24 protein-coding genes are annotated in these 25,663 nt (G+C 39.1%); 15 read left to right on the top strand and 9 right to left on the bottom strand.

Annotated features, from left to right (window positions below; genetic code table 11):
* Window positions 1–28: 28 nt before the first annotated feature.
* The 7 genes from FDK13_RS25885 to FDK13_RS25855 all read left to right on the top strand — a co-directional run bounded on the left by FDK13_RS25885 (window position 29) and on the right by FDK13_RS25855 (window position 5,848).
* Window positions 29–1,252 (top strand): sugar MFS transporter, encoded by a 1,224-nt coding sequence (locus FDK13_RS25885; protein ID WP_137342918.1) that lies wholly within the window; start codon window positions 29–31, stop codon window positions 1,250–1,252.
* Window positions 1,253–1,255: 3 nt separating this feature from the next.
* Window positions 1,256–2,338, top strand: a complete 1,083-nt coding sequence (locus tag FDK13_RS25880; RefSeq protein ID WP_137342917.1) for a GHMP family kinase ATP-binding protein — start codon at window positions 1,256–1,258, stop codon at window positions 2,336–2,338.
* Window positions 2,339–2,618: 280 nt separating this feature from the next.
* The gene (gene ispG / locus FDK13_RS25875) at window positions 2,619–4,628 is read left to right on the top strand and encodes a (E)-4-hydroxy-3-methylbut-2-enyl-diphosphate synthase (RefSeq protein WP_137342916.1); all 2,010 of its coding nucleotides are present in this window, start codon (window positions 2,619–2,621) and stop codon (window positions 4,626–4,628) included.
* Window positions 4,629–4,659: 31 nt separating this feature from the next.
* Complete coding sequence (locus FDK13_RS25870; RefSeq protein WP_137342915.1) at window positions 4,660–4,839, top strand: DUF6728 family protein; 180 nt, start codon at window positions 4,660–4,662, stop codon at window positions 4,837–4,839.
* Window positions 4,836–5,195: an MmcQ/YjbR family DNA-binding protein gene (locus FDK13_RS25865; protein ID WP_137342914.1), complete on the top strand. Its 360-nt coding sequence runs from the start codon at window positions 4,836–4,838 to the stop codon at window positions 5,193–5,195. The genes FDK13_RS25870 and FDK13_RS25865 overlap by 4 nt, the downstream gene beginning before the upstream one ends.
* Window positions 5,196–5,276: 81 nt before the next feature.
* Complete coding sequence (locus FDK13_RS25860) at window positions 5,277–5,570, top strand: hypothetical protein (RefSeq protein ID WP_137342913.1); 294 nt, start codon at window positions 5,277–5,279, stop codon at window positions 5,568–5,570.
* Window positions 5,561–5,848, top strand: coding sequence for a type II toxin-antitoxin system RelE family toxin (locus FDK13_RS25855; RefSeq protein ID WP_137342912.1), 288 nt, complete (start codon window positions 5,561–5,563; stop codon window positions 5,846–5,848). The genes FDK13_RS25860 and FDK13_RS25855 overlap by 10 nt, the downstream gene beginning before the upstream one ends.
* Before the next feature lie 57 nt (window positions 5,849–5,905).
* Here FDK13_RS25855 and gldC read toward each other — a convergent pair whose 3' ends face one another.
* Together gldC and FDK13_RS25845 are read right to left on the bottom strand one after the other, a co-directional pair.
* Window positions 5,906–6,247, bottom strand: a complete 342-nt coding sequence (gene gldC / locus FDK13_RS25850) for a gliding motility protein GldC (protein WP_137342911.1) — start codon at window positions 6,245–6,247, stop codon at window positions 5,906–5,908.
* Between the two features lie 64 nt (window positions 6,248–6,311).
* Entirely contained in the window at window positions 6,312–7,043 is a 732-nt protein-coding gene (locus tag FDK13_RS25845; protein ID WP_137342910.1) for a DUF4197 domain-containing protein, read from the bottom strand.
* Between the two features lie 107 nt (window positions 7,044–7,150).
* On the opposite strand from FDK13_RS25845, the gene FDK13_RS25840 reads away from it, so the two are divergent.
* Genes FDK13_RS25840 through FDK13_RS25820 form a run of 5 tightly spaced genes read left to right on the top strand, consistent with a single transcriptional unit; the run spans window position 7,151 to window position 12,376 of the window.
* Window positions 7,151–8,428 (top strand): competence/damage-inducible protein A, encoded by a 1,278-nt coding sequence (locus tag FDK13_RS25840; protein ID WP_137342909.1) that lies wholly within the window; start codon window positions 7,151–7,153, stop codon window positions 8,426–8,428.
* A gap of 58 nt (window positions 8,429–8,486) precedes the next feature.
* Window positions 8,487–9,791, top strand: coding sequence for a dihydrolipoamide acetyltransferase family protein (locus tag FDK13_RS25835; RefSeq protein WP_137342908.1), 1,305 nt, complete (start codon window positions 8,487–8,489; stop codon window positions 9,789–9,791).
* Complete coding sequence (locus tag FDK13_RS25830; protein ID WP_137342907.1) at window positions 9,792–10,325, top strand: 5' nucleotidase, NT5C type; 534 nt, start codon at window positions 9,792–9,794, stop codon at window positions 10,323–10,325.
* Window positions 10,322–10,999: a response regulator gene (locus tag FDK13_RS25825; RefSeq protein ID WP_137342906.1), complete on the top strand. Its 678-nt coding sequence runs from the start codon at window positions 10,322–10,324 to the stop codon at window positions 10,997–10,999. Before FDK13_RS25830 ends, FDK13_RS25825 begins: the two co-directional genes overlap by 4 nt.
* 3 nt (window positions 11,000–11,002) lie before the next feature.
* Window positions 11,003–12,376, top strand: coding sequence for a sensor histidine kinase (locus tag FDK13_RS25820; protein ID WP_137342905.1), 1,374 nt, complete (start codon window positions 11,003–11,005; stop codon window positions 12,374–12,376).
* Window positions 12,377–12,671: 295 nt separating this feature from the next.
* Here FDK13_RS25820 and FDK13_RS25815 read toward each other — a convergent pair whose 3' ends face one another.
* From FDK13_RS25815 to FDK13_RS25805, 3 genes are all read right to left on the bottom strand, one after another.
* Window positions 12,672–13,418 carry an acyl-CoA desaturase gene (locus FDK13_RS25815; RefSeq protein WP_137342904.1) on the bottom strand — a complete coding sequence of 249 codons (747 nt, stop codon included), beginning with the start codon at window positions 13,416–13,418 and terminating at the stop codon, window positions 12,672–12,674.
* Between the two features lie 144 nt (window positions 13,419–13,562).
* A complete protein-coding gene (locus FDK13_RS25810) occupies window positions 13,563–14,237 on the bottom strand; it encodes a DUF4159 domain-containing protein (protein ID WP_137342903.1) in 675 nt (224 codons plus the stop codon).
* Between the two features lie 69 nt (window positions 14,238–14,306).
* Window positions 14,307–15,014, bottom strand: a complete 708-nt coding sequence (locus FDK13_RS25805; RefSeq protein ID WP_137342902.1) for an RsmE family RNA methyltransferase — start codon at window positions 15,012–15,014, stop codon at window positions 14,307–14,309.
* Window positions 15,015–15,406: 392 nt separating this feature from the next.
* Between FDK13_RS25805 and FDK13_RS25800 the strand changes: the two genes are divergently transcribed.
* The gene (locus FDK13_RS25800; RefSeq protein ID WP_137342901.1) at window positions 15,407–16,417 is read left to right on the top strand and encodes a glutamine synthetase beta-grasp domain-containing protein; all 1,011 of its coding nucleotides are present in this window, start codon (window positions 15,407–15,409) and stop codon (window positions 16,415–16,417) included.
* A gap of 80 nt (window positions 16,418–16,497) precedes the next feature.
* On the opposite strand, the gene FDK13_RS25795 is transcribed toward FDK13_RS25800, so the two are convergent.
* The gene (locus FDK13_RS25795) at window positions 16,498–17,049 is read right to left on the bottom strand and encodes a hypothetical protein (RefSeq protein WP_137342900.1); all 552 of its coding nucleotides are present in this window, start codon (window positions 17,047–17,049) and stop codon (window positions 16,498–16,500) included.
* Window positions 17,050–17,091: 42 nt separating this feature from the next.
* The gene (locus tag FDK13_RS25790) at window positions 17,092–19,278 is read right to left on the bottom strand and encodes a glutamine synthetase III family protein (protein WP_137342899.1); all 2,187 of its coding nucleotides are present in this window, start codon (window positions 19,276–19,278) and stop codon (window positions 17,092–17,094) included.
* 156 nt (window positions 19,279–19,434) lie between these two features.
* Here FDK13_RS25790 and FDK13_RS25785 point away from each other — a divergent pair, with 156 nt between their 5' ends.
* Window positions 19,435–21,273 carry an LTA synthase family protein gene (locus FDK13_RS25785; RefSeq protein ID WP_137342898.1) on the top strand — a complete coding sequence of 613 codons (1,839 nt, stop codon included), beginning with the start codon at window positions 19,435–19,437 and terminating at the stop codon, window positions 21,271–21,273.
* Between the two features lie 39 nt (window positions 21,274–21,312).
* Window positions 21,313–22,641, top strand: a complete 1,329-nt coding sequence (mtaB, locus tag FDK13_RS25780; protein ID WP_137342897.1) for a tRNA (N(6)-L-threonylcarbamoyladenosine(37)-C(2))-methylthiotransferase MtaB — start codon at window positions 21,313–21,315, stop codon at window positions 22,639–22,641.
* A 143-nt stretch (window positions 22,642–22,784) separates the two neighbouring features.
* On the opposite strand, the gene FDK13_RS25775 is transcribed toward mtaB, so the two are convergent.
* Window positions 22,785–24,104 (bottom strand): ammonium transporter, encoded by a 1,320-nt coding sequence (locus FDK13_RS25775; RefSeq protein WP_137342896.1) that lies wholly within the window; start codon window positions 24,102–24,104, stop codon window positions 22,785–22,787.
* Window positions 24,105–24,146: 42 nt separating this feature from the next.
* The gene (locus tag FDK13_RS25770; RefSeq protein WP_229216219.1) at window positions 24,147–25,397 is read right to left on the bottom strand and encodes a porin; all 1,251 of its coding nucleotides are present in this window, start codon (window positions 25,395–25,397) and stop codon (window positions 24,147–24,149) included.
* Window positions 25,398–25,663 lie beyond the last annotated feature (266 nt).

Raw genomic sequence — 25,663 nt, 5'->3', positions numbered from 1 at the left:
CCAGGGAATTTTTAACTAACTAAACTAAATGTCTAATAAAAAGAACGAATATCTAGGCCCTCTTGTAATTATCGGTGTAATTTTCTTTGTGATGGGTTTCATCACTTGGGTTAACGGAACTCTGATTACTTTCTTCAAAAAAGCATTTTCTCTGGATAACACCAGTTCTTACCTTGTTACTTTTGCTTTTTTCATCTCTTACGTGATCATGGCAATCCCATGTTCGATGGTTGTAAAAAAAACCGGTTTTAAAAATGGTATGTCCCTGGCTCTTATGGTAATGGCCGTGGGAACACTTATTTTTATTCCTGCTGCTGAGATGGCTTCTTATCCACTATTTTTGGTGGGCCTTTTTACAATAGGTATTGGGCTTACTGTGCTTCAAACGGCTTCTAATCCTTATGCGACGATTTTAGGACCCCGTGAAAGTGCTGCGCAAAGAATCAGTGTAATGGGAATTGCCAACAAAGGCGCCGGTATCATCAGTCAGATCGTGATTGGCAAGTTGCTTCTGGCAGGAGCAGAATCGGCAGATCCAAAAGATGAATTGGACAAAGTTGTTGTCCCTTATCTGATTCTGACAGCTATTCTGGTTGTTCTGGCATTAGTAATCCGGCTGAGCAAAGGTCTGGTTGAAGTGAGCGAAGAAGAAGATGAAACGCCAGGCACAAGTCAGGCTAGTGTACAAAAGACCAGCGTCTTTCAATATCCAAATCTTGTTTTGGGCGTCATCGCTTTATTTTGTTATGTTGGCGCAGAAGTAATTGCGGCAGATACTATTATTAGCTATGGTGTATCATTGGGCATCCCTGAAAGCGAGGCAAGGGTTTTTGGAGCGTATACATTGGGCGGAATGATGTTCGGGTATATGCTCGGTATTGTCCTTATTCCAAAATTCGTTTCACAACAAGCTTACATGATTTTCTCTGCAAGTTTGGGACTTGTCGTTACCGTAGTGGCGTTTCTGACTACCGGTTTCACATCCGTAATGTGCATTGCGGTTCTTGGTTTTGCCAACGCAGTTATCTGGCCTGCATTATGGCCGCTTGCGCTTAGCGGATTGGGTAAATTCACAAAAATTGCTTCTGCGCTTTTGGTAATGGGTATTTCCGGTGGTGCTATTATGCCATTGATTTACGGAGGTCTGGCAGACTCAATTGGCAGCACTCAAAAAGCTTACCTTATAGTACTTCCGCTTTACGCGTTTATTTTATATTTCGGTCTTGTTGGCCACAAAAAGAAAAGCTGGTAGTACATGAGAATCTCAACCCCCGGCCGTATTTGCTTTTTCGGTGAACACCAGGATTATTTGGGACTTCCCGTAATTGCAGCGGCCATTTCAAGACGAATTAGTATTGACGGTGATTATAGAAATGATGATCAGATCATTCTTCATTTACCTGATTTAGATCAAAAAATAGAGTTTTCTCTGATGGAAACATTTCCTTACATCATTCAGAGAGATTATTTCAGAAGTACAATTAATGTTTTAAAAAGAAAAGGTCTTGTTTTTTCAAAAGGATTTGAGTGCACGATCCACGGAAATATCCCGATTAACTCGGGAACTTCCAGCTCTTCGGCGCTGATCGTTTCATGGGCACATTTTCTTGATAAAATGAGTGATAATCCGGCTAATTTCTCTCAAAAAGAATTGGGAGAAATTGCCAATGCGGCCGAAGTTCTGGAATTTGGTGAACCTGGCGGTATGATGGATCACTATTCAACGGCAATTGGGAATGTAATTTATCTGGAATCTACGCCAGAAATTTACGTTGAAGCGCTGACTCCAAAACTTGGTACTTTTGTGCTTGGCGATTCGCTTGAACCAAAAGATACACTTGGAATTCTTTCCCGCTGCCGTTATGGCATGGAAGATGTGATCAAAAAGGTAACGCAATACGATCCTTATTTTTCGATCTTCAAAACACAAATGGCGCAGTCTTCCGATTATAAGAAATTATTATCCCAGGATGAATTAAGCCTTCTTCAGGCCAATATTGACGACCGGGATATTCTTTTACAAGGAAAAGCACTTTTATCTCAAAATGTTGAAGAAGCCGGAACCGCGGAATTTGATAAGGAACTGGGTTCATTGCTTTACAGACATTACAAAAATCTTCGTGATCATAAGCGTACTTCTACGCCGAAAATCGAACGAATGATGGATGCTGCACTTTCTGCGGGTGCTTTGGGTGGAAAAATAAATGGTTCGGGCGGTGGAGGATGCATGTTTGTATATGCACCAAACAATGCCGAAGAAGTAGCCGAAGCGATTGATGCCGCTGGTGGAAAAAGCTATATCATTAATGTCGATTCGGGAACAAGAATTGAGGAATAAAAGATTTTATACGTTGTGAAAACAAAATCGGCCCGGGATTCAATTTCCGGGCCGATTTTGTTTTGTAAGAATATAGCGGTTTTTAATATAAATGCACCTTTGTAATTCCATTTGTGTTTTACTTTTGTGTAATTTGTCATCTGGTTTACGCCAGAAACTATAAGGCATTGAAGCTCTGTCTTCTGATTCTAACTTTTTAGATTTAAAAATCAGAATATCGGTAACAGTGTCCGCATTTATTACAAGTGGAATAATTATCTGCTAAAAAAACAAAAACAAGATGTCCATTTTGACAGCTCCTGATAATAAATTAAATATGTACTGCCCTTCCCTCACTGAATACAAACGGAGGGAAACGATTACAATTAAAATTGGTGATATCCCGATGGGTTCTGATTATCCGATCCGGGTTCAGTCCATGACAACGGTTGATACCATGGATACGCAGGGATCGATTGAGGAGGTTATTCGCATGGTCGACTCGGGTTGCGAGTATGTGCGTATCACCGCTCCAAGTGTTAAAGAAGCTCAAAATCTTGAAAATATTCGTAAAGGATTGCATCAAATAGGAATTTTTATTCCCTTAATTGCTGATATACATTTTACGCCAAACGCTGCTGAACTCGCAGCCAGGATTGTTGAGAAAGTTCGTATCAATCCTGGAAACTACGCAGATAGAAAACGTTTCGAAGTAATAGATTATACGGACTCTTCATACGCCGCCGAACTGGAACGTATCCGTGAAAAATTTATTCCGCTGATTAAAATCTGTAAGGAATATGGAACTGCGATGCGTATTGGTACAAATCACGGATCACTTTCCGATAGAATTTTAAGTCGATACGGTGATACGCCGCTTGGAATGGTTGAATCTGCACTGGAATTCCTGAGAATTTGTGAAGAATTCAATTATTTCAACATTGCGCTTTCTATGAAATCCAGCAATACGCAGGTGATGGTGGAAGCCTACCGTTTACTTGTTCAGCGACTGGATGAAGAAGGTTTGAAACCTTATCCATTACATTTGGGAGTAACCGAAGCTGGTGAAGCGGAAGATGGGAGAATAAAATCGGCGGTTGGAATCGGTACCTTACTGGAAGATGGCTTAGGCGATACCGTTCGTGTTTCACTAACTGAAGCACCTGAAAAAGAAGCACCTGTGGCTCGTGCCTTGGTTGAAAGATATACTCATCGTGCTCCTCACGAGCATATTGAAGCTATTGAGGCTTGTCCGATCAATCCTTTTCAATATACAAGAAGAGAAACTTCGGAAGTATTTAATATCGGTGGATTGAACGTTCCGCGTGTGATTGCTGATTATTCAGATCTTACGGTTGAACAATATGATGATTTAAAAAGTATTGGTCATTTTTTCTTGCCCGTACCTGATAAATGGGCAATGAACGATCAGGGTGCCGATTTTATTTATTCAGGAAGCAAAGCTATTCCATTTATGTTACCAAATGGATTGAAGGAAATTCTTGATTACCAACAATGGCTTGAACATCATGACCGGACAAATAAATTTCCGGTTATGATGGTTCATGAATATTATTCGGCTGCCGAAACGTCTTCTCAATTAAATTTTATAAAAGGTAATATTCATCAGTTTGATATTCCTTTTCTTGAAAAAATCAGGGAAGAAAAAAATATAGTGCTTTTGCTGCATTCTGAAAATCATCATGCGATGCCGGAAATGCGCAGGTTTTTCTATCGTTTGGTAGAAATGAAAATAAAAACGCCGGTTATCACTCAGCGTACATACGAAACAGATCTTGGCGACAGTTTAACTTTATATTCGGCAACGGATATTGGTGGATTGTTGGTTGACGGATTTGGTGATGGAATTTTATTATCTCCTGATTTTCAATATCCCATTTCACATAAAGAAAAACTTACATTAGCGACAACTTACAACAGCATCGCTTTCGGCATTTTGCAGGCCGCAAGAACGCGGATGTCAAAAACGGAATATATCTCCTGCCCTTCCTGTGGCCGGACGTTATTTGATTTACAGGAAACAACCGCCATGATCCGAAAATATACCGAGCATTTGAAAGGTTTGAAAATCGGGATTATGGGTTGTATTGTCAACGGACCGGGAGAAATGGCGGATGCCGACTATGGTTATGTGGGTATGGGTAAGGATAAAATTGCTTTATACCGTGGACAGGAAGTTGTAAAACGCTCTGTTACAGCTGCGAAAGCAGTTGACGAATTAATTGAACTGATCAAAGAAGACGGCCGCTGGATTGATCCGGGACAGGACGAAACTTTCAATCTTTCTTAATTCCTAATCTCGAATTGTAAACTTGTTTAATATGAAAAAGTATTTTCAGCTTGGAGATGTATTTTATTACTTTGTCCGGGTATTCAAAAAACGCGATCCAAACGATCCGACTTCATTCAACCTTCGGATGATGCACGGCATTAACCGGATTTCGATTGTTATGTTTTTATTCTGTCTGATCGTAATGATCGTACGCGCTTTTACAAGATGAACTTAGAAACCATTCGCGATTTTTGCCTGGAATTGCCAGGCGTAGTAGAAGACCTTCCTTTCGGACCAGATACGCTTGTATTCAAGGTAATGGGAAAAGTGTTTTTATTGACACCGATGGATTCGGCTAAGCCGCAATTCAACGCAAAATGTGATCCTGAAAAAGCCGAAGAACTACGCGAAAAATATTCGGACGTTCTGCCAGGATATCACATGAATAAAAAGCACTGGAATACGGTTCACATTACGGGAAGTATTCCAAGTGAATTATTGTATAGTTGGATTAAGGATTCTTATGAGCTGATTGTAGATAGTTTACCGAAAAAGGATAAAGCGGCTTTGGAGGAATTGAAATAGTATTATTGTTGTCATAAATTACAACTTTAATTTGCTGATAATTAGATTATATTTGTTAATCAAAATTAACAACAATTGATTATGGCTACCGAAATCGTAAATAGCTACAAAAACCTAGTTAACAATATTGGGCAGTTAATCGAGGTTTCAGGATACCGAAATGATTACATAGCTCAAAAAATTGGCTTAACTCCTGTTAATTTCGCCACAAAAAAAAAACGCGGTACTTTATCAGTCACTGAGATCGAACAAATTATCTCAATCATTGAAAATGAAGATGTTGAAGATTACATCATGATTGAAATTATGAAATCAAGGAAAGATGAGCCAACTATCTCCTTGGAACAGCTCGAAAAAGAAATGGGATGGAAATAGAAATCAGATCCAGTTTTCTTAAAGAACTTAAAAAATTACCTTCTGATATTCAAATTTCAGTTTATGCCACTTTAAAAACTTTGCGTGAGGCTCAATCATTGGAATCTTCTGATGTGGATTACAAAAAAATGCAAGGCCAGAAAAAAGGAGGAAATTATTATCGAATTCGGCTTGGTCAATGGCGCATAGGGATTGAATATATTAATCCCGAAATTATCGCAATAACTGTTTTAAGTCGAGGAAATATTTACAAACATTTCCCACCAGGTAAAAACTAAAAAAGCGGCCGAAAGACCGCTTTTTGTTTTTCAATAAGATGATAAAAGTATTGCCAATTATTTCGCAGCCTTCATTTCCTCATCAAGTTTCTTGCTAAGAGTTTCGCAAACGCCTTCAATTGCGTCGGCCATCACTGTATCGTTTGTAGCAGTCAGCAAAGTATCTGCTATTCCGCTCATAATTTCAATGTAAAAACGTTTCATTTCAAAAACCTCCATGTCTTTTGTCCAAAGGTCAATTTTCAAAGTACCTCTGTGGTAATGATCCCAAACTGCAATAGCTATGGCGCGGGTATCATTGATTCCTTCGTTTGGATTGTCGGTCGCAGACCAGTGGATTTTATCAGGTACGTTTTGATTATCTAGTTCAACGGTGAAATGAATCTCAGAATTTTTCATAAAAGGATTAAATATTTTTCGCAAAAGTAAGACAAAGTAACAACACCTGACAATTTCAGGTTCGCTACTTTCCTGATTGTCCGAAAACTGTTTTCAAAATATCACTTACTCTGGCTACCGGATCTTTCCTGATTTTCTTTTCCTCCTGCGCAATTAAAGTGTACAAACCATCAATCGTTTTTTGTGTAGCATATGCTTTCAGATCAGGATTCACTTTTTTCACCAACGGAATTTCATTATATGTTTTTACAAGATCAGCATAATATTGTGTCGCTTTATTAAGGTTTAATGTACTGTCAACAACCGGAAAAAAAGTATTATAAAGATCCTTGTTTGTCGTCTTTTGCAGGTACTTCGTTGCCGCGTCATCCTGCCCTTTTAAAATACTGAGGGCATCTGTGATTGTCATCGAGGTAATTGCTTTTACAAAAATAGGTTTGGACTTTTTCGCAGCATCTTCGGCAGCGCGGTTTAGCGAAAGAGTGAATTTGTCAACCTCTTTTCCCAAGCCAAGCTTACGAAGTGTTTCCGCAACTTTCTGAGCTTCCGGTGGTACCACGATTTTGATAAGTTCATTCTTAAAAAATCCGTCAGTTTTAGAAGCCTCGGCAGATCCGTTACTGATCCCGACGGTTAATGCTTCTTTCAAACCTTTTACAATATCGGCGTTAGATAATGATGATGTTCCTTCTGGTTTTTTAAATGAGTCCAGTACCTTTCCAAGATTAAACTGAGCCATTGAAGCACAGCTGCATGAAATCCACAAAAAGACAATTAATAGTATTTTACGATTCATTGGGGTTACTCTGTTTAATACACACTAAGTTTCAAACGTAATCAATAACAATTAATTTTACTTAATTTTGGAAAAATAAACGGTTCAAATCATTCAAATTCGCATTTATGAATCCCATTATCAGGGCGGAAATAATTACCATAGGTGATGAAATTCTTTTTGGACAAATCACAGATACAAATACGCAATGGATTGGTGCTGAGCTCACTGGAATAGGAATTCGCCCGGTTCGTAAAACCTCGGTCGGCGATTTGCAGCAAGATATCATCGCAGCCCTGTCAGAAGCGAGCCAAAGAGTTGATGTTATTATTGTAACCGGTGGCCTCGGCCCAACGAAAGATGACATCACAAAACATACATTTTGTAAATATTTTAATACCGAATTAAAAATAAATGAAGATGCTCTGGCTCTCGTTACAGATTTTTTTGCCAAAAGAGGCAGAGAAATGACAGAGCTTAATAAACAGCAGGCGGCACTTCCGGAAAACTGTACCTACATTCCAAATCTTTGGGGTACGGCGCCAGGCATGTGGTTCGAAAAAGATGACGTAATTTATGTTTCTCTTCCGGGCGTCCCGTATGAAATGAAAAGCCTGATGACACACGCGATTCTGCCAAAACTGAAAGAGCGGTTTATTTTTAATATCATCACCCATAAAATAATTCGCACGATTGGTATCGGCGAATCCTTTTTAGCCGAAAAAATAGCCGACTGGGAAGATGCGTTACCATCCCATATCAAACTTGCCTATCTCCCTCATTTTGGACAAGTAAAATTGAGATTAACAGCAACAGGAGATAACCAGGACACTTTAGACGCGGAATTAAAGGAGCAGGTTGACCAGCTTGTGCCGATGATTCAGGAATTCATTTTCGGATATGATACAGACGAGCTGGAATCTATAATTGGAAAACTGCTTTTGCAAAATGATGCTACCGTTTCCACAGCCGAAAGTTGTACGGGCGGATTTGTAGCTAATCAGATCACAAACGTTCCAGGCTCATCAGGATATTACGAAGGTTCCATAATCAGTTACAGCAATGCAATAAAAATGCATATATTGGGTGTTTCCAGAGAAACGCTTGAAGATTTTGGAGCGGTTAGTGAACAGACTGCACGGGAAATGGCCGAAGGTGCGCGTAGAAAATTAAATACAACTTATGCCATTTCTACCACCGGAATTGCAGGACCAGACGGTGGAACACCGGAAAAACCTGTTGGAACGGTTTGGATTGCTTGTGCTACACCAAAAGAAACTGTTACTCAGCTTTTAACTTTAAGGAACGACAGAAAAGTAAATATTGAGCTGACGTCGAGCTACGTTTTAAATTTGTTAAGAAAAACAATTTTGAAAACAGAAGCAGAAAAAATTAATGACTTATAAAATTTAGATAATTCATAATATCGTGGGGTTCGGTTGTGGAGATGAAATATAGAAAAATATGAAAATAGTTGAAATGTTAATGCCCGCTTTGGGTGAGAGTATTATGGAATGTACCGTGTTGACGCTTCTTAACAAAGAGGGAGATTCAATAACGGCTGACGATTCTGTCCTGGAAGTGGCCACGGATAAAGTGGATACGGAGGTTCCCTCGCCCTATTCCGGTGTGTTAATCGAATGGCTTGTAAAAGAAGGCGACGTAGTTGCTATAGGAAGTCCTGTGGCTCATATTCAGGTAGAGGAAGGTGATGAAACTCCTGATGATTCTCCAAAGGCAAGTTTTGATGATCCTGCTTTTGATGCGGTTGCATTTCTCGAAAAGGACATTCATAATGCCGTCCATAAGACTTCTGAAACGGTTGCCGCTGAACTTTTACTGAAAAGCGGTTCTGAGTCGAGCACATTTTATTCGCCGCTGGTATTAAGTATTGCCCGTGAAGAAAATCTAAGTGCACAAGAGCTGGCCAGTATTCAAGGTACCGGCGCTGAAAACCGTGTTACCAAAAACGATATTATTTCTTACCTGAGTGACCGGACAAATACTAAAAAAGAAGTTGTTCAGACAGCGCCTGTAAAAGCTACGTCACTGAACGGTTCATCCGAAATTATTGAGATGGATCGCATGAGGAAGATGATTTCTTCCCGTATGAGTGAATCAAAACGCATTTCTGCACACGTTACCTCGTTCATAGAAACCGATATGACTACGGTGGTAAAATGGAGAGATGCGATCAAAAATGATTTTAGAAAAAAATCAGGTGATAGTATCACATTCACGCCGATTTTGATCGAGGCTGTTGTAAAGGCTATTAAGGACTATCCATTGATCAATATTTCGGTTGAGGGCGACAATATTATCAAAAAGAAAGATATCAATATCGGAATGGCTGTTGCTTTACCCGATGGTAATCTGATCGTTCCTGTGATTCATCACGCCGATCAATATGATCTGGCTGGATTAGCTCGGAAAGTAAATGAACTGGCGAAAAGAGCGCGTGAAAATAAATTGAAAGCGGATGACCTTGCCGGCGGAACTTATACAGTTTCCAATATTGGTGCTTTTGGGAATTTAATGGGGACGCCAATTATTGTTCAGCCGCAGGTTGCTATTATGGCTTTTGGCGCAATAAAAAAGAAACCGGCCGTTATAGAAACCTTACAGGGAGATTTGCTCGGCATAAGAAGTCTGATGTTTATTTCTCATTCTTATGACCATCGCGTTGTTGACGGTTCACTTGGCGGTATGTTTGTGAAAAGGGTTTCTGATTATCTTGAAAATTTTGATGCCCATAGAACGCTCGTCTAAATGCTGAGACTCACTTTGGATATGGATGATGTGATGGCCGATACGCATGGAAAACTGTCGGATATCGTTCTGAAAGATTTCGATACGGCTTTGACTAAAATAGATCTTGAAACAAAGTCACTAAGGGAATTACTTCATCCGAAACAATTAACACGGATCAAAAGGATCATGAATGAGCCGGGTTTTTTTGCCGACATTCCGGTTAAGAAAGATGCCCGGGAAACGATTTTGAAACTTTCCGGATTCTATGAAATTTATGTTGCCACAGCCGCTATGGAATTTCCAAATTCGTTTAAGGATAAATTTGACTGGCTCCAAAAACATTTCAGTTTCATACCCTGGTCCAATATTGTTTTCTGTGGTCATAAAAGTATTATTCATTCCGACTATCTGATAGATGACCAGGTTCGCAACCTGAATGCTTTTAAGGGCGAAGGGATTTTATTTACAGCAACGCACAATCTTTCTGACAAAACATTTCGACGTGTGTCGAGCTGGCAGGAAGTTTCCGAATTATTTTTACCCAATAAATGAAATTACTACTGATAGAAGATGAACCGAAAACCGTTCAATCCCTGAAACAAGGACTTGAAGAAAATGGGTATGAGGTTGATATAGCATACGACGGCCTGATTGGAAAACAACTGGCTAAGAAAGGCGGCTATCAGTTAATTATCAGTGATATCATTATTCCTGGAATCAACGGCATAGAACTTTGCAGGGAACTGCGTCACTCCGGTGACGAAACGCCGATTTTAATGCTGACGGCTCTTGGCTCAACGGATGATAAAGTGACAGGACTTGATGCAGGAGCGGACGACTATCTTGTAAAACCATTTGAGTTTAAAGAACTGCTTGCCCGTGTTCGTGCGCTGACAAAACGTGGCTCAACGATTTCTCAGACTGCACAAATTTTACGTTTTGCTGATATCGAAGTATCCATGGATGCTAAGACGGTTCACCGATCCGGAAATAAAATTAACCTTACGGCGAGAGAATTTAATTTGCTTGTTTATTTAATCAGAAATCAGGGGCGTGTTGTTTCAAAAGTTGAAATTGCAGAGCAGGTTTGGGATATCGGGTTTGATACGGGTACCAATGTGATTGAGGTTTACGTCAATTATCTTCGTAAAAAAATCGACAAAGATTACCCGGTAAAACTGATTCATACACAGTTTGGAATGGGCTATGTGCTTAAAATCGAGTAAACCATGCAAATCCGTACCCGACTTACGATCCAGTTCTCCTTGCTTGTAAGCGGCATTTTATTGGTTACATTTTTTGCGATCTATTATTTTACCTACAATAACGTTACAGAGGATTTTTACGACAGGTTAAGATCAAAGGCCAAATCCACAGCCGAGCTCTTACTAAAAGTCCCCCAGGTAAACACCGAAGTTTTGCGGGCATTGGAAGGGTCCAACCGTGACCTTATATACAATGAAAATATCCTGATTTTTGATGAAAAAAACAGGCTTATTTATACCAATACAAACGCTGTTACCAAATCAATTCACGTTTCAAATTACTGGCTGGATGAAATCCGGAAATCCGGAGAAATCCGTTATACCGATGGTGACTATAAAGTTGTAGGGCTTTATTACAAATATCCTTTCAACCGGGCGGTCGTTATGCTGGGCGCTCAGGATTTGTACGGCCAGGCGAATTTGTCCAACTTAAATACGCTGCTTACAGTTTTGTATCTTATTGTAACAGCTATTGTCGGACTTGCGGGCTGGGTCTTCGCTAAACGAGCGCTTCGTCCAATTTCAAAGGTTATGAACGCCGTAGAAGGAATTTTGCCTCAAAAGCTCGACACAAGATTAGAGATTCCTAACCAAAAAGATGAAATCGGCCGTTTGTCAACGACATTCAACAAACTTTTGGACCGGATTGAAACGGCTTTTCAGATGCAGAAAATATTTGTTGCCAACGTTTCGCATGAGCTCAAAAATCCTTTAACCAAAATAAGGTCACAGCTGGAAGTAAGTATGCTAAAAGAGCGTAGTACGAAGGATTATCAGGTTACAATTCAATCCGTGCTCGAAGATGTTCAGGAACTTGCGCAACTTTCAAATACTTTACTTGAACTTGCCAAAGTGAGCGAAGACCAGCGAGATCTTTTGACGGAAATAGTCAGAATTGATGATTTACTCTGGGATTGCAGACAAAGTCTGAGTCAGGCAAATCCTGCTTACAATATTCAGCTTAATCTGGACGAGCTTCCTGATGATGATACATGGCTGGAAATTGCTGGAAATTCAACTTTATTAAAAACTGCCTTTCTGAACTTAATGGATAATGCCTGCAAGTTTTCAGAAAACCAGATGGTGAAGATTACTTTACACGCTTCTTCAAAAAAACTGAATCTGCGTTTTGCCGACAATGGCAAGGGAATCCCGGTACAGGATCAAAATCTTATTTTTCAGCCGTTTTATCGCGGTGACAATACAGCCAATGTGAAAGGTTACGGCATCGGACTTTCTTTGGTTGAAAGAATCGTCAAACTACACAACGGGTATGTCTCTATTCAAACCAACCAGCCTAAGGGAACAACCTTTATTATAGATTTTATTCGCCTCTAAGCAAATTCTAATTTATCCTTAAGTCCATCTTAAGGATTACGTGTTTAATTTGTAATGTTCTTTAAGCGTCAGACTTTTTTCATCGAACGCGTAAAATTAGATTTCATTTTTTGTGGTGTTAATAAGCAAACTTGGCAGGTGTCACTCACACCTGCCAAAGTTTTTTTGTGGCCATCCATGGATTAAAATCCATGGCTACAATATCCGTCATACCTACGGCATTAATATAATCATAACAAAAAAGGCAATGAACAATTAATTGTTCATTGCCTTTTTTGTTATGATTATTTATTATTTAGCTCTTCTTACGAATCTCAATAATTTTCAGCTTGTTAAGCATTTTAATTACCGGATAAGTCGGATCAACTTCAAACCATTTTGAACCAAAATTGATTGAATTGGGGCGTTTGTGGTGATTGTTCTGGAACAATTCTCCCATCATAAGAAAATCAAAAATCAGCGAATTCTTAGATTTGTCATCATTATCAAAATTCTGATAACCATACTTGTGACCACTCCAGTTAACAATAGCACCATGGATTGGACCCATCAAAAAATGTATCGGTAACAAGAAGAAAAACACCCAGTGCATATCCAGATAGATGTAAGCCAATATATAAAAAGCAGAATATAAAATCGCCCAGCCAGTTCTTGAAACCCAGGAATCTCCCAGTTTTTCAATAAAATTCCATTCAGGATAATTACGCTCGAATTGTGTTTCAATCGCTCTTTTACGATTCAGAACTGCGTTGTAGATATCTTTTGTCTCCCACATCATTGTAAACACATTTTTTGTGTGATGCGGAGAGTGCGGATCTTTTTCTGTATCACTGAATGCATGATGCATACGATGAAGTATTGCATAGGCACGAGGACTCAAATAAGACGACCCTTGCGACAAATAAGTTAACAGATAAAAAAACCGCTCCCATGGCTTGCTCATTATAAACATTTTATGAGCTGAATAACGGTGCAAAAAGAATGTTTGACAAAAAAGAGACAAGTACCAGTGTACAACAAAAACGGCAAGAACTATATACATGAAAAGATCTGATGGTTAAAAACGGAATAATGACACAAATTTAATTGTAACAAGGCAGAATTCCACCATCATTACCCGTTAATTTGCACACTTATTTATATTCATTCTATAATATTCCTAAAATACTATGTCAAACTTGGGATATTACAAAATCGTAAATGCATAATCAAGGAGATTGGCTCCCATTTGTAAAGCTTTACGACGGAGCTCTTCCGGATCTTTATAAACACTTTGATCCTCCCAACCGTTTCCTAAATCACATTCGTAAGAATAAAAGCATAATAAACGGCCCTGATAAATTAACCCGAAACCTTGCGGCTGTTTCCCATCATGCTCGTGAACTTTTGGTAAACCATTGGGAAAATCATATTTCAAGTGATAGATCTGATGATCAAAAGGAAGTTCGACAAAAGATAATTCAGGAAAGACTTTTTTCATTTCCCTGCGGATAAACGGATCCAAACCATAATTATCGTCAATATGCAGAAAACCACCTGCAAGCAGGTAATTCCGCAAATTTCTGGCTTCTGCATCAGTAAAAACGACGTTGCCGTGGCCCGTCATATGCACAAAAGGATAGGTAAATAAATCCGGGCTCCCAACTTCCACCACATCTTCAACCGGATTAATATTCATTTTAAGCTCCGAATTACCGAACCGGATCAGATTTGGAAGCGATGTTTTATTGGCATACCAATCACCTCCGCCACCATATTTCAGTTTAGCAATTTTCAGAGAAGACTGCGCCCAGCCGGATAATGCAGCAGTCAGCAAAATAATTACCAAAAACGATTTCTTCCAAAAGATGCTTTTCACCATAATATCTTTAATGAAACTAAGTAGTGCCGGATTGAATATCTCGCACCTTCGTGTATTTGTAAATCTCTTTCAAAGTAATTGTGCCAGATTAATAGCGTGGCAGCCGGCAACCGCAGCCGTCTCAGTTCTTAATCTGGTAGCACCCAAAGAAACAGCCTCAAATCCGTTGGTTGTTGCTAATATAACTTCTTCCGGGGAAAAATCCCCCTCAGGTCCTATCAATAATATTGTATTAGAATGCTTTTTGACTTTTTTAATAACATGTTCTGTCAAATGATTGTCCGGAACATAGGCGATCAGACGAGTACCATCCTCGCATTCCTTTATAAACGAAGGAAAATCTGTAACCAATCTGATTTCCGGCATATAATATTGTTGTGATTGTTTCATTGCAGATGCCGCAATACGATTTAGGCGGGCCATATTGACGACACGTGACACAGTTTCGCGGTGGGTATGTTCTGTCACAATAAAATCGATACGGTCCACGCCCATTTCAGTCATCTTCTCCACCATCCATTCGTTCCGTTCCGCTTTTCGCGTTGGAGCTACCGCAATGTGTACATTATATGATCTTTTTGGTATGAAACTTGATTCAACTGCTTCATAAGTAACGTTTTTTCTGCCAATATTAAGCCGGCATTTTTGAAGACGCCCCTTACCGTCGGTCACATAAATAATATCCCCGGAAGTTAGCCTCAGCACTTTTGTACAGTGACGAGACTCCTCTTCATCCAATTCAAAAACCTTTGGATCAGGCTGAAAAAATAAATGCATAATCTAATTTAATTTCCGAAAGCAACAGCCTCGATTTTTTTCCAAAAATAGCTAATAATTATGTAATCACTTCGTAGTCAAAAAGTGACTATACTAAGATTTGACCAAAAGTAGATGAAAACCCGTTTTTTGTATTTTTTCATTATTTTTAAAAATACTTATTAATATAAACCCTAATTATGATATAAATACACAATTGCGTTTTGAAAGGTTTATTTTTAAATCTTAGCTGATTTTATAGAAAAAGTACATTATTTACTGAAAATACTACCATACTCGCAATTTTATTCTGTATTAGATTAAAATTTGTTAGATTTTATTTTTTAGAAATACATTTTAGCATTAATATTGTGTCGTAATATTAATTCGTCACCACTTTATCTAGTATTATTATGTCAAAATCTAAGCTGGAATACATTTGGCTGGACGGCTATAAGCCAACCCAAAGTTTACGCAGCAAAACCAAAATTGAAAGCGACTTTAGTGGTAAACTTGAAGATCTAAGCAATTGGTCGTTTGATGGTTCATCTACCGAGCAAGCAGCTGGTGGTTCTTCTGACTGTCTATTGAAACCTGTTTATCTTATTCCGGATCCGCAACGTAAGGACGGATACCTTGTTATGTGCGAGGTACTTAACGCTGACGGAACCCCTCACGTTTCAAATGGCAGAGCTACGATTGAAGATGATGACAACGATTTCTGGTTCGGTTTTGAACAGGAGTATTTTCTTTGGGACATCGAAACTAATAAGCCACTAGGATTTCCGGCAAACGGTTACCCTGCACCACAAGGCCCTTACTATTGTTCAGTAGGTGCTCAAAATGCATACGGACGCGAAATTATTGAAGAACACCTTGACGCTTGTATCGAAGCAGGTCTTAACATTGAAGGTATCAATGCAGAAGTTGCGGCTGGTCAGTGGGAATTCCAAATGTTCGCAAAAGGAGCAAAACAAGCCGGAGACGAAATCTGGTTGGGACGTTACCTTTTGGAGCGTATCGGTGAAAAATATGGTGTTTCTATCAACTGGCATCCAAAACCACTAGGAGCTCTTGACTGGAACGGAAGCGGAATGCACGCTAACTTCTCAAACAATGTATTGAGAACCGCTGGCAGCAAAGAAACATTCGATAAAGTATGCGAAGCTTTCCGTCCTGTTGTTAAAGAACACATAGAAGTTTATGGTGCTGATAACCACCTTCGTTTGACTGGAAAACATGAAACTGCAAGTATTCATGATTTCAGCTACGGTGTTTCTGACCGTGGTGCTTCAATTCGTATCCCTGTTCTTGTTCCTCAAAAAGGATGGAGCGGATACCTTGAAGATCGTCGTCCAAACTCTGCCGCTGATCCTTATAAAGTAGCTGCTCGTATTATCAAAACTGTTAAAGGAGCTGTTTAAGAAATAGTTATTTTACGATAACAACAAAAAAACCACCTTAATGGTGGTTTTTTTGTTGTTATGATATTATTCAAACGAAATTATTCTTCATCCTCAGTCGAAAAAGAATAAACATTCGGATCAAGCTGCAAACGTCCTGAATTGTAACGAATGATAAAATCATTAATGATTTTATCATTTATTTCAGTTTTATTCAATCCAACTTCCAGACCGATTCCGTAATCAAATTTATCGTCAACCTCAACATGCTCGCGAACCGATATTTCTTCGTTTTCCTCAATTTCTTCAATAAATTCAGTAAGCAGAATTTCAGCTTCTTCGTCCTTATCAAAATCCACCACATCATTCTCTCCTCTTTCATCAGGAGAAATATAGTCTGGCATCTGGAGCTTTAATCTTTCCAAAGCCGCATCATACACCAAAGTGGAATGGTGTAATCTTAAAGTATAAATTAACAAGTCATAAACCACCTCTTTATCTTTGTAAGAACCTACAAACTGAACGTGGGCATGTTCGTTATTTTCTTCTTCATCGTCTTCGAACTCGTCTGTCACATACACAAAGTTCAATCGTTCAGCTTTACATTCCCGTTTAAGCTGTGCAATTTCTTCTGGATCGAATCCCGGATTCATAGTTTTGATTTGATTATTGTTTTAAAGCAATGGTAAAAATAATTATTCTAAAAATAGCATTTCCCTGTATTTGGCAAGTGGCCAGTCTTCATCATCGATCAGCAATTCCAGTTTATCCACGTGATATCTGATCTCATCAAAATATCCTTTTACTGTTGAACCATAAAAACGGGCGCGCTCAAATAAATCTTCAACATTATTAGCCGTCTTCCGGCTTTCTGTCATTTCACCAACCAGCCTTTTAATGACCACCACATGTGAAGAAATATCCTTGATTATTTCCTTGATCGGTTCCGCTTCTTCCAGCATTTCCAGATCTGTTAGCGCACGTGCCGTCTGCGCCAGTTTAAATTGGTATTTGACAACCGTTGATACGACGTGATTTAACGCCAGGTCACTTATTACCCTTGATTCTATTTGTAATTTCTTAACATAATTTTCAAGTTCAATTTCATAACGGGCATGTAACTCTCTGGAAGACAACACGCCCATTTTTTCAAATGCCTTAATTGTACTTTCAGTAACATAAGCATAAAGCGCATCATACGTCGCACTGATATTACTTAATCCTCTTCTTTTAGCCTCTTCAACCCATTCCTCGGAATAACCGTTTCCTTCAAACAGTATTTTTTTTGATTCTTTAAAATATCTTTTAAGAATTGTGACTGTCGCTACCTTTTTTTCCTCTCCCGCATTAAGCCTTTCGTCCATTTCCCGTTTGAATTCAGTCAGCTGATTAGCAACAATTGTATTCAAAACAATCATAGGCGAAGCGCTGTTTAACGCACTGCCAACGGCCCTGTATTCAAATTTATTCCCCGTAAAACAAAAAGGAGAAGTTCTGTTCCTGTCTGTATTATCTCGTTGCAAGTTAGGTATTCTTGTAATACCCAGCTTATAATAAAAGTTTTCGCCTTTTTCAAGTGTAATTTCTCCCTTACTAACCAATTCTTCAAGCATATTGGTCAGTTCTCCACCCAAAAATACAGAAACTATTGATGGCGGCGCCTCATTTGCTCCCAAACGATGTTCATTTCCTGCTGATGAAATAGAAGCACGCAGCAAATCCGCGTGATCATGAACCGCTTTTACAACATTAAGCAAAAATGTCAGGAAGCGTAGATTCTCTTTTGGCTTTGTTGTTGGTGCCAGTAAGTTAATTCCTGTATCTGTTGACAATGACCAGTTATTATGTTTTCCGCTGCCGTTTATTCCTGCAAAAGGTTTCTCATGAAATAAAACCTGAAAATTATGCTTCTCTCCGATTTTTTGCATCAGATCCATCAGCAAAGCATTATGGTCGATGGCTAGGTTAACTTCTTCAAAAGTTGGTGCACATTCAAATTGTCCCGGTGCTACTTCATTATGTCTTGTCCGAACCGGAATACCAAGTTTCAGTGCTTCAAATTCAAAATCCACCATAAAAGCATTCACACGCGGCGAAATGGACCCGAAATAATGATCGTCCAATTGCTGGCCGCGCGCAGGGCTATGGCCAAAAACCGTTCTTCCTGTCATCAACAAATCAGGACGGGCGTAATATAAAGCTTTATCAACCAGAAAATATTCCTGCTCAATACCCAGCGTCGGCGTTACTTTATCTACATCACGATTAAAAAACTGACAAACCGATGTCGCAGCTTTATCCAGCATCACGAGTGACCGGAGTAATGGCGCCTTATAATCAAGCGCTTCACCCGTGTAAGAAATAAATACAGACGGTATACATAATGTTTTTCCCCCTGCCCCATTATCCATCAGAAAAGCGGGAGAACTTGGGTCCCAGCCAGTATAACCCCGCGCTTCAAAAGTAGCACGCAACCCGCCACTAGGAAACGACGAGGCATCAGGTTCCTGTTGTACTAATGCACTGCCTTTAAATTTCTCAACGGCTTTTCCGTCAATTGTTAAATCAAAAAAAGAATCATGTTTTTCAGCAGTACTTCCTGTCAACGGTTGAAACCAGTGTGTATAATGCGTTGCTCCTTTGGAAATCGCCCATGATTTCATAGCCGCGGAAACTTCTTCCGCAACTTCTCTGTCGATGGTTGATCCTGAACGAATCGCATTTGAAATTTTAATATAAGCTTCCTGGGAGAGTAAGGTTCTCATCACATCATCGCTAAAAGTATTACTGCCGTAAAGGTCAGCTACCTTTTCGGTAGGTGGCGTCAGAACGGGTGCAACACGGCTCAGTGCAATCTCAAACGCTTTGGAACGAAATGTCATAAGTATGGTGAATTAATAGTATTTCTTGCCAAAATTATTTATTTCGGGATACTAAGCATCAAAACTGCATGAATTTTTCTGATTTTTCATTTTATAAGTTACAACAAGTGTCAAATTCAAGATATTTTTTTGATTTTTGCAATTTATTCCCCTAACATGCTGAAAAGAATTCGATTTCTGGCCTTGTACGGGTTGAGCTGGATATTGTTCTTTCAACTCTTCCGCATCATTTTTTTTATTTACCATTTCAAAAAATCTCTTGATCTTGGCGGCGCCCTGCTTGTCCAAAGTGCATTGCACGGATTAAGAATGGATATTTCTTTTTCGGGTTATATTCTAATGATACCTACACTGCTCATTGCAGCCAGCAGCATAAAGTGGAAATGGTATCAAAATTTCTTACATTGGTATAGCGCAATCGTCGCATTTTTCATGGTCTTGCTTACTATTTTTGACCTGGAATTATTTCGTGCCTGGGGTTTCCGGATCGACGCTACATCACTTATATATTTAAAAACGCCCAAGGAAGCTTTTGCTTCCATGGGTGCTGCGCCCGTTTTCCCACTTTTGGTTTTATTGATTTTACTTCTCGTTCTGGTTATCAAAATTTTATTTACCATTCAAAAAAGGACGATACCATATTTCTCCGGATCATCACCGGTTTTCACTGCATTACTTTTCATTTTTCTGGCTGCCGTACTTGTAATTCCAATTCGCGGGGGTTTTCAGTTAGCACCAATGAACGAAAGTGCAGTATATTTTTCCAACAAAAGTTTTGCCAACTATGCGGCTGTCAATGTGCCCTGGAATTATAGCCGATCGTTGCTCAATGAAGGATTTGACAAACATAATCCATTCAATTATTTCCCTGAGGATAAAGCAAAAGCTACGGTAACATCATTATATCATCACGGAATAGAACATGAACAATTGATTGACACAACCAATGCGCCTGTTAATCTTATCATTATTATCTGGGAAAGTTTTACAGCAAAAATCGTTGAAAAATTAAATGGAGTGCCTGGTATCACGCCACAATTTGATGCGCTGACAAAAGAAGGAATTCTTTTTACAAATATGTACGCCAGCGGAAACCGAAGTGATAAAGGCATGGTGGCAATACTCAGCGGATATCCGGCGCAACCGACCACTTCTATTATAAAAATACCAAATAAAACAGTTTCTCTTCCTTCGCTGCCCAGGGAATTTAGAGATTTCGGTTATAATACATCCTTTTATTATGGTGGAGAAACTGAGTTTGCCAACATGAAAACGTATTTTTTACAACAGGGATTTAACACCATTGTTGACAAAAATGCTTTTAATGGGGCTGATATGAATTCTAAATGGGGTGCTCACGACCATGTGGTTTTGAATAAGTTCCTAACTGATCTTGATCAAAAAAAACAGCCATTTTTTACAACACTTTTTACACTCAGCAGTCACGAACCTTTTGAAGTTCCTGTAAAAACGGTTATTCCGGGAAATGACCAGGAACATTTATTCCTCAATGCACATCGTTACTCGGATGCTTCTATTGGCGAATTTATCAAAAATGCCAAAACAAAACCTTGGTGGAAGAATACGCTTATTGTCATATTAGCGGATCACGGCCATCCTTTACCAGAAAAGCCAGCTTCGAAACCCAACGAGTTTCATATTCCTATGTTATGGCTTGGCGGAGTTTTGAAAAAAAAGAATATTACGATAGACTCGTTGTGTTCACAAACTGATTTGGCCGCGACTTTACTAAATCAATTGAATTTACCTTCAAAAACATTCAACTGGAGTAATGACATTTTCATGACAAACCGTACTTCATTTGCTTATTTTGCCTTTATGAATGGTTTTGGCTGGATGCGTCCCAACGGATTTATTGTCAGGGATAATATTGGGGGAAACATTACTGAGAAATCAGGGAATCTCAAACCAGAAGAGGTTGACTACGGAAAATCCTATTTACAAGCTTCTTTTGGTGATTATTTGAAGCGTTAAGCGGAAAAAGTGTAATTTTGCAGTCTTATTGTAAATACTATGAAAAAAGTCGCTTTTTATACGCTGGGTTGCAAACTTAATTACTCTGAAAGTTCTTCGATCGCGAGAATGTTTGAAGATAAGGGTTATTACAAAGTTGAATTCAACGATAAGCCGGATATATTTATCATCAATACATGCTCTGTGACGGAAAATGCGGATAAAAAATGCCGTAAAATCGTTCGCGAAGCCCAAAAAATAAATGCAGATGGGTATGTCGCCATCATTGGTTGTTATGCTCAACTAAAACCTGCCGAAATCGCCGAAATTCCAGGCGTTGATGCAGTTTTGGGTGCAGCAGAAAAATTCCGTCTGGTGGAATTGCTGGATACTTTTGAAAAAGAACCAGTCAATCAAACTGCTAAAATTCTTGCCTCTCCTATCGAAGATGCGGTAGAATACCATACTTCTTATTCGCTAAACGACCGCACCCGTACTTTTCTGAAAGTCCAGGATGGTTGCGACTACCCTTGTGCCTATTGTACAATTCCTCTGGCTCGCGGAAAAAGTCGTTCAGATACTATTGCCAATATTGTTAAAGCTGCCAACGATATTGCTGCAAGAGACGTGAAGGAAATCGTACTTACGGGGGTTAATATAGGAGATTTTGGTATTCAGAATGGTGAGAAAAAAGAAACGTTTCTGGATCTGATCAAAGCACTGGATGAAGTGGAAGGAATATCAAGATTCAGGATTTCTTCTATCGAACCTAATTTGCTGACAGATGAAGTTATTGAATTTGTAGCGCAGTCGAAACGTTTTGTTCCTCACTTCCATATTCCTTTACAATCGGGATCCAATAAGGTTTTGTCGCTGATGCGCCGGAGATACCGCAGAGAATTGTACGTGGAAAGAGTAGCCAAAATAAAATCATTAATGCCTGATTGTTGCATCGGTGTGGATGTAATTGTGGGCCATCCGGGAGAAACGTATGAATTATTTCTGGAAAGTTATCAGTTCCTGAATGAGCTGAACATTTCCTATCTGCACGTTTTCACCTATTCAGAAAGAGAAAACACTTTGGCGGTGACTATTAAACCAGTAGTCCCAAAATCTGAAAGAGCAGAGCGCTCCAAAATGCTTCATATTCTTTCAGAAAAGAAAAAGAGACATTTTTATGAATCACAGATTGGAAAAACCGGTACTGTTTTATTTGAAGACGAAATTCAAAACGGACAAATGCTTGGCTTTACCGAAAACTATATTCGTGTTGCTGTAAAATACGATCCTTTGCTGATCAACGAAACAAAGGAAATCCAGTACGTAAATCTTAACGAGTCAGGTTTGATGGAAGTAATGGAATCTGATCATTATGAGCCTGCACATTAACAATAGCTTTTAGCAATCAGGTTTCATTCCTGGATTTCAGTTCTAAATTCCTGTTTTAGGTTAAGATTATTTTACAAATCCTTCTATACAAAGAACGACCGGCAGAATATTCTGCCGGTCGTTCTTTGTATAGTTTTGAATTCTTATGCTTCTACAAGGAACTCATCATGCTGACTGATATCCAAACCAACTTTTTCGTCAGTTTCAGATACACGAAGTGGCAAGATAAGGTCTGTGATTTTCAAAAGAAGGAATGAGCCTCCGAAAGCGAATACAGATACACCTACCAATGCAATCACGTGATTGATGAAAAGTGTAGTTTCACCGAAAGCAAGACCTTGATCAGTTACCAATGGGTTCACTGCGCTTGTTGCGAAAATACCAGTCATCAACATACCAACCATTCCACCAACACCATGGCAAGGGAACACGTCAAGTGTATCATCCAAAGTTGAACGTGTACGAAGGTGAGCAACGTAGTTACTGATACATGCAGCAACTGCACCGATGAAGATAGACGAAGGAACCGTTACGAAACCAGCAGCAGGTGTGATAGCCACAAGACCTACAACCGCACCGATACAGAATCCAAGAGCAGAAACTTTTTTGCCCCTTGCAACATCAAACAATACCCAAGCCAAACCAGCAGCACCGGCAGCCGTGTTAGTAGCAGCGAAAGCGGAAACAGCCAAAGGAGAAGCAGTCAAAGCAGAACCGGCGTTGAAACCGAACCATCCGAACCAAAGTAAACCAGTTCCCAAAAGAACGTAAGGAATATTAGCAGGAGGCAATACGTGAGATTCAAGTACAGATTTACGTCTTTTCAGATACATTGCGCCAGCCAAAGCAGCCCAGCCAGCAGACATGTGTACAACAGTTCCACCCGCAAAGTCAAGAACACCCATTTTGAAAAGGATACCATCTGCATGCCATGTCATGTGAGCAAGCGGTGCATAAACGAACACGCAGAACAGGATCATGAAAAGTACATAAGAGCGGAAATTAACACGTTCAGCCATAGAACCCGTAATAAGTGCAGGTGTAATGACAGCGAATTTCATTTGGAACATCGCAAATAACGCGAAAGGAATTGTTCCGAAAGCAGGACCATCCAACACTCCTTTAAACATAAAGTGAGTCGTCGGGTTACCGATAAAGCCTCCAACATCTTCACCAAAAGCAAGACTGAAACCAACTACAACCCAAAGAACGCTAATGACACCCATCGCGATAAAGCTTTGAAGCATGGTGGAGATAACATTTTTGTTATTAACCATCCCTCCATAGAAATAAGCTAAACCGGGAGTCATTAACAGTACCAGTGCGGATGATACCAACATCCAGGCGATATCGCCTGAATCTAAGCCCTCAGTGACAATTTTGGTAGGCACGCTAGGAACAAAAGCTCCCAGCAGAGCAATTACCAGTAAAATAATCAGTGGTAAATAATTACGTTTTTCCATTGTTTTGTAGAGATTTCGATTGTTTTGATTTAAGAAGGTGAATTAAAATTTATAAATGAAAGCAATTCCAAACGTTGTCTGACTGCTTTTAGTGAAATTTCCATCGGAATCTTCAAATTGTTGTTCCTTAGTACCGCTCGCTTTTGGATAAGCATCAAGACGGAACTCAGGTTTGATAAGGATGTGTCCGTCTGCAAGACCAATGTTACCTGTTAAAGTTACAGAATTTACGTGAGTTCCAATACCTGTTGCACCGTCCAATTTTCCATTTGGATAAGCAAGTAAGGCTCTAACACCATTATCGTTATCAAAATATTCATAACGCGCACCGATTGCGAAATTATCTGTGATGGCTACATTCGAGTAAATCGCTGCACCACCCCATGATTTGGAATTATCAGGACCACCTGCTCCCTGATAATCTCCTTTTTGAGAACCCAATGCTGCATTTACTCCAACAAGGAATTTTGGGGTAACCTGATAACTTGAAGTAACATCGAATACCCGGTAATGTGCTTTTGGTGAATCTCCGTCAGAACCCGGATTAGCTTCGTTACTATTGATAAAATTAAGATAGACATTCCAGCCCGTAACAGGTGAAATAAATAACTGAGAAATAATTCCCTTTTTGCGGTTGTTATCTCCCAAACCATCTACGTTGTTAACTACACCAGCCATTAATGAAACTTTATCAGTGAAAGCGTAAGTTGCCTTAACCCCCATGTGATAAAATGGCCCGTTGTTAAATAAGTTTGAAAGTGAGTAGTTAAAGTTGGCAGGCGCATCAATTACTTCATATCCGATATGCGTTCCGAATTGTCCCGCTGTCATAGAGAACTTATCAGTAAACTTGTAAGTAAAGTAAGCTTGTTTGATGGCAAGCGCGGTTCCTGTTTTTGATGAATTAAGAGGACTCAGAAGGTTACCATAGTTACCCAAATCCGCATTAGGCCCAAACGTCAGATCCACAACTGCTTCTGACTTTGAATTGGTGTAAACTGCTTTGGCCTGAACAAGTCCTAGTGAAAACTGTCCGGATTTTATATCAAAAACCCGAGCGTTAGCCTGGCCAAGATTTGATCGTGAAGCCGGCTTGTTAAAGTTGGCCATGTAATAAGAATCTAAATAACCAGAAAACGCAAAAGATCCTTTTCCTTCTTCACCTTCTTCTTTTACCTCCTCAATTTTGCTAGTTTCTGTTGTTTTGGCTTTTTTCTCTTCATCCAAACCCGACTTACTAAAACCCAAAAAGGGGATCATTAAAGATAATACTGTACAATAGACCTTTTTCATAATTTTCTTCTGTTTACGTATTTAATAGTTTCACTGATTATTTACGTACCAAATATTGTACTAAAATTATATTTATCAAATAATATAGTCATTTTTTATCATGAAATCGTCAATTTTCCTTTTTTTGTACTCTTTTTTATCAATATTAAAACATAATTATAACAAAATCTACATTTTAATAAATTTTAATTTATTCTGTATTTGCATACTATTACAAAATTTTATTAAATAATGTCCAAGCTATTAATTAAGAAATTTTATTATTA

It is taken from the genome of Dyadobacter frigoris (assembly GCF_005280585.1).
Taxonomy (GTDB): domain Bacteria; phylum Bacteroidota; class Bacteroidia; order Cytophagales; family Spirosomataceae; genus Dyadobacter; species Dyadobacter frigoris.
This window is presented reverse-complemented; position numbering and strand designations above follow the sequence as displayed.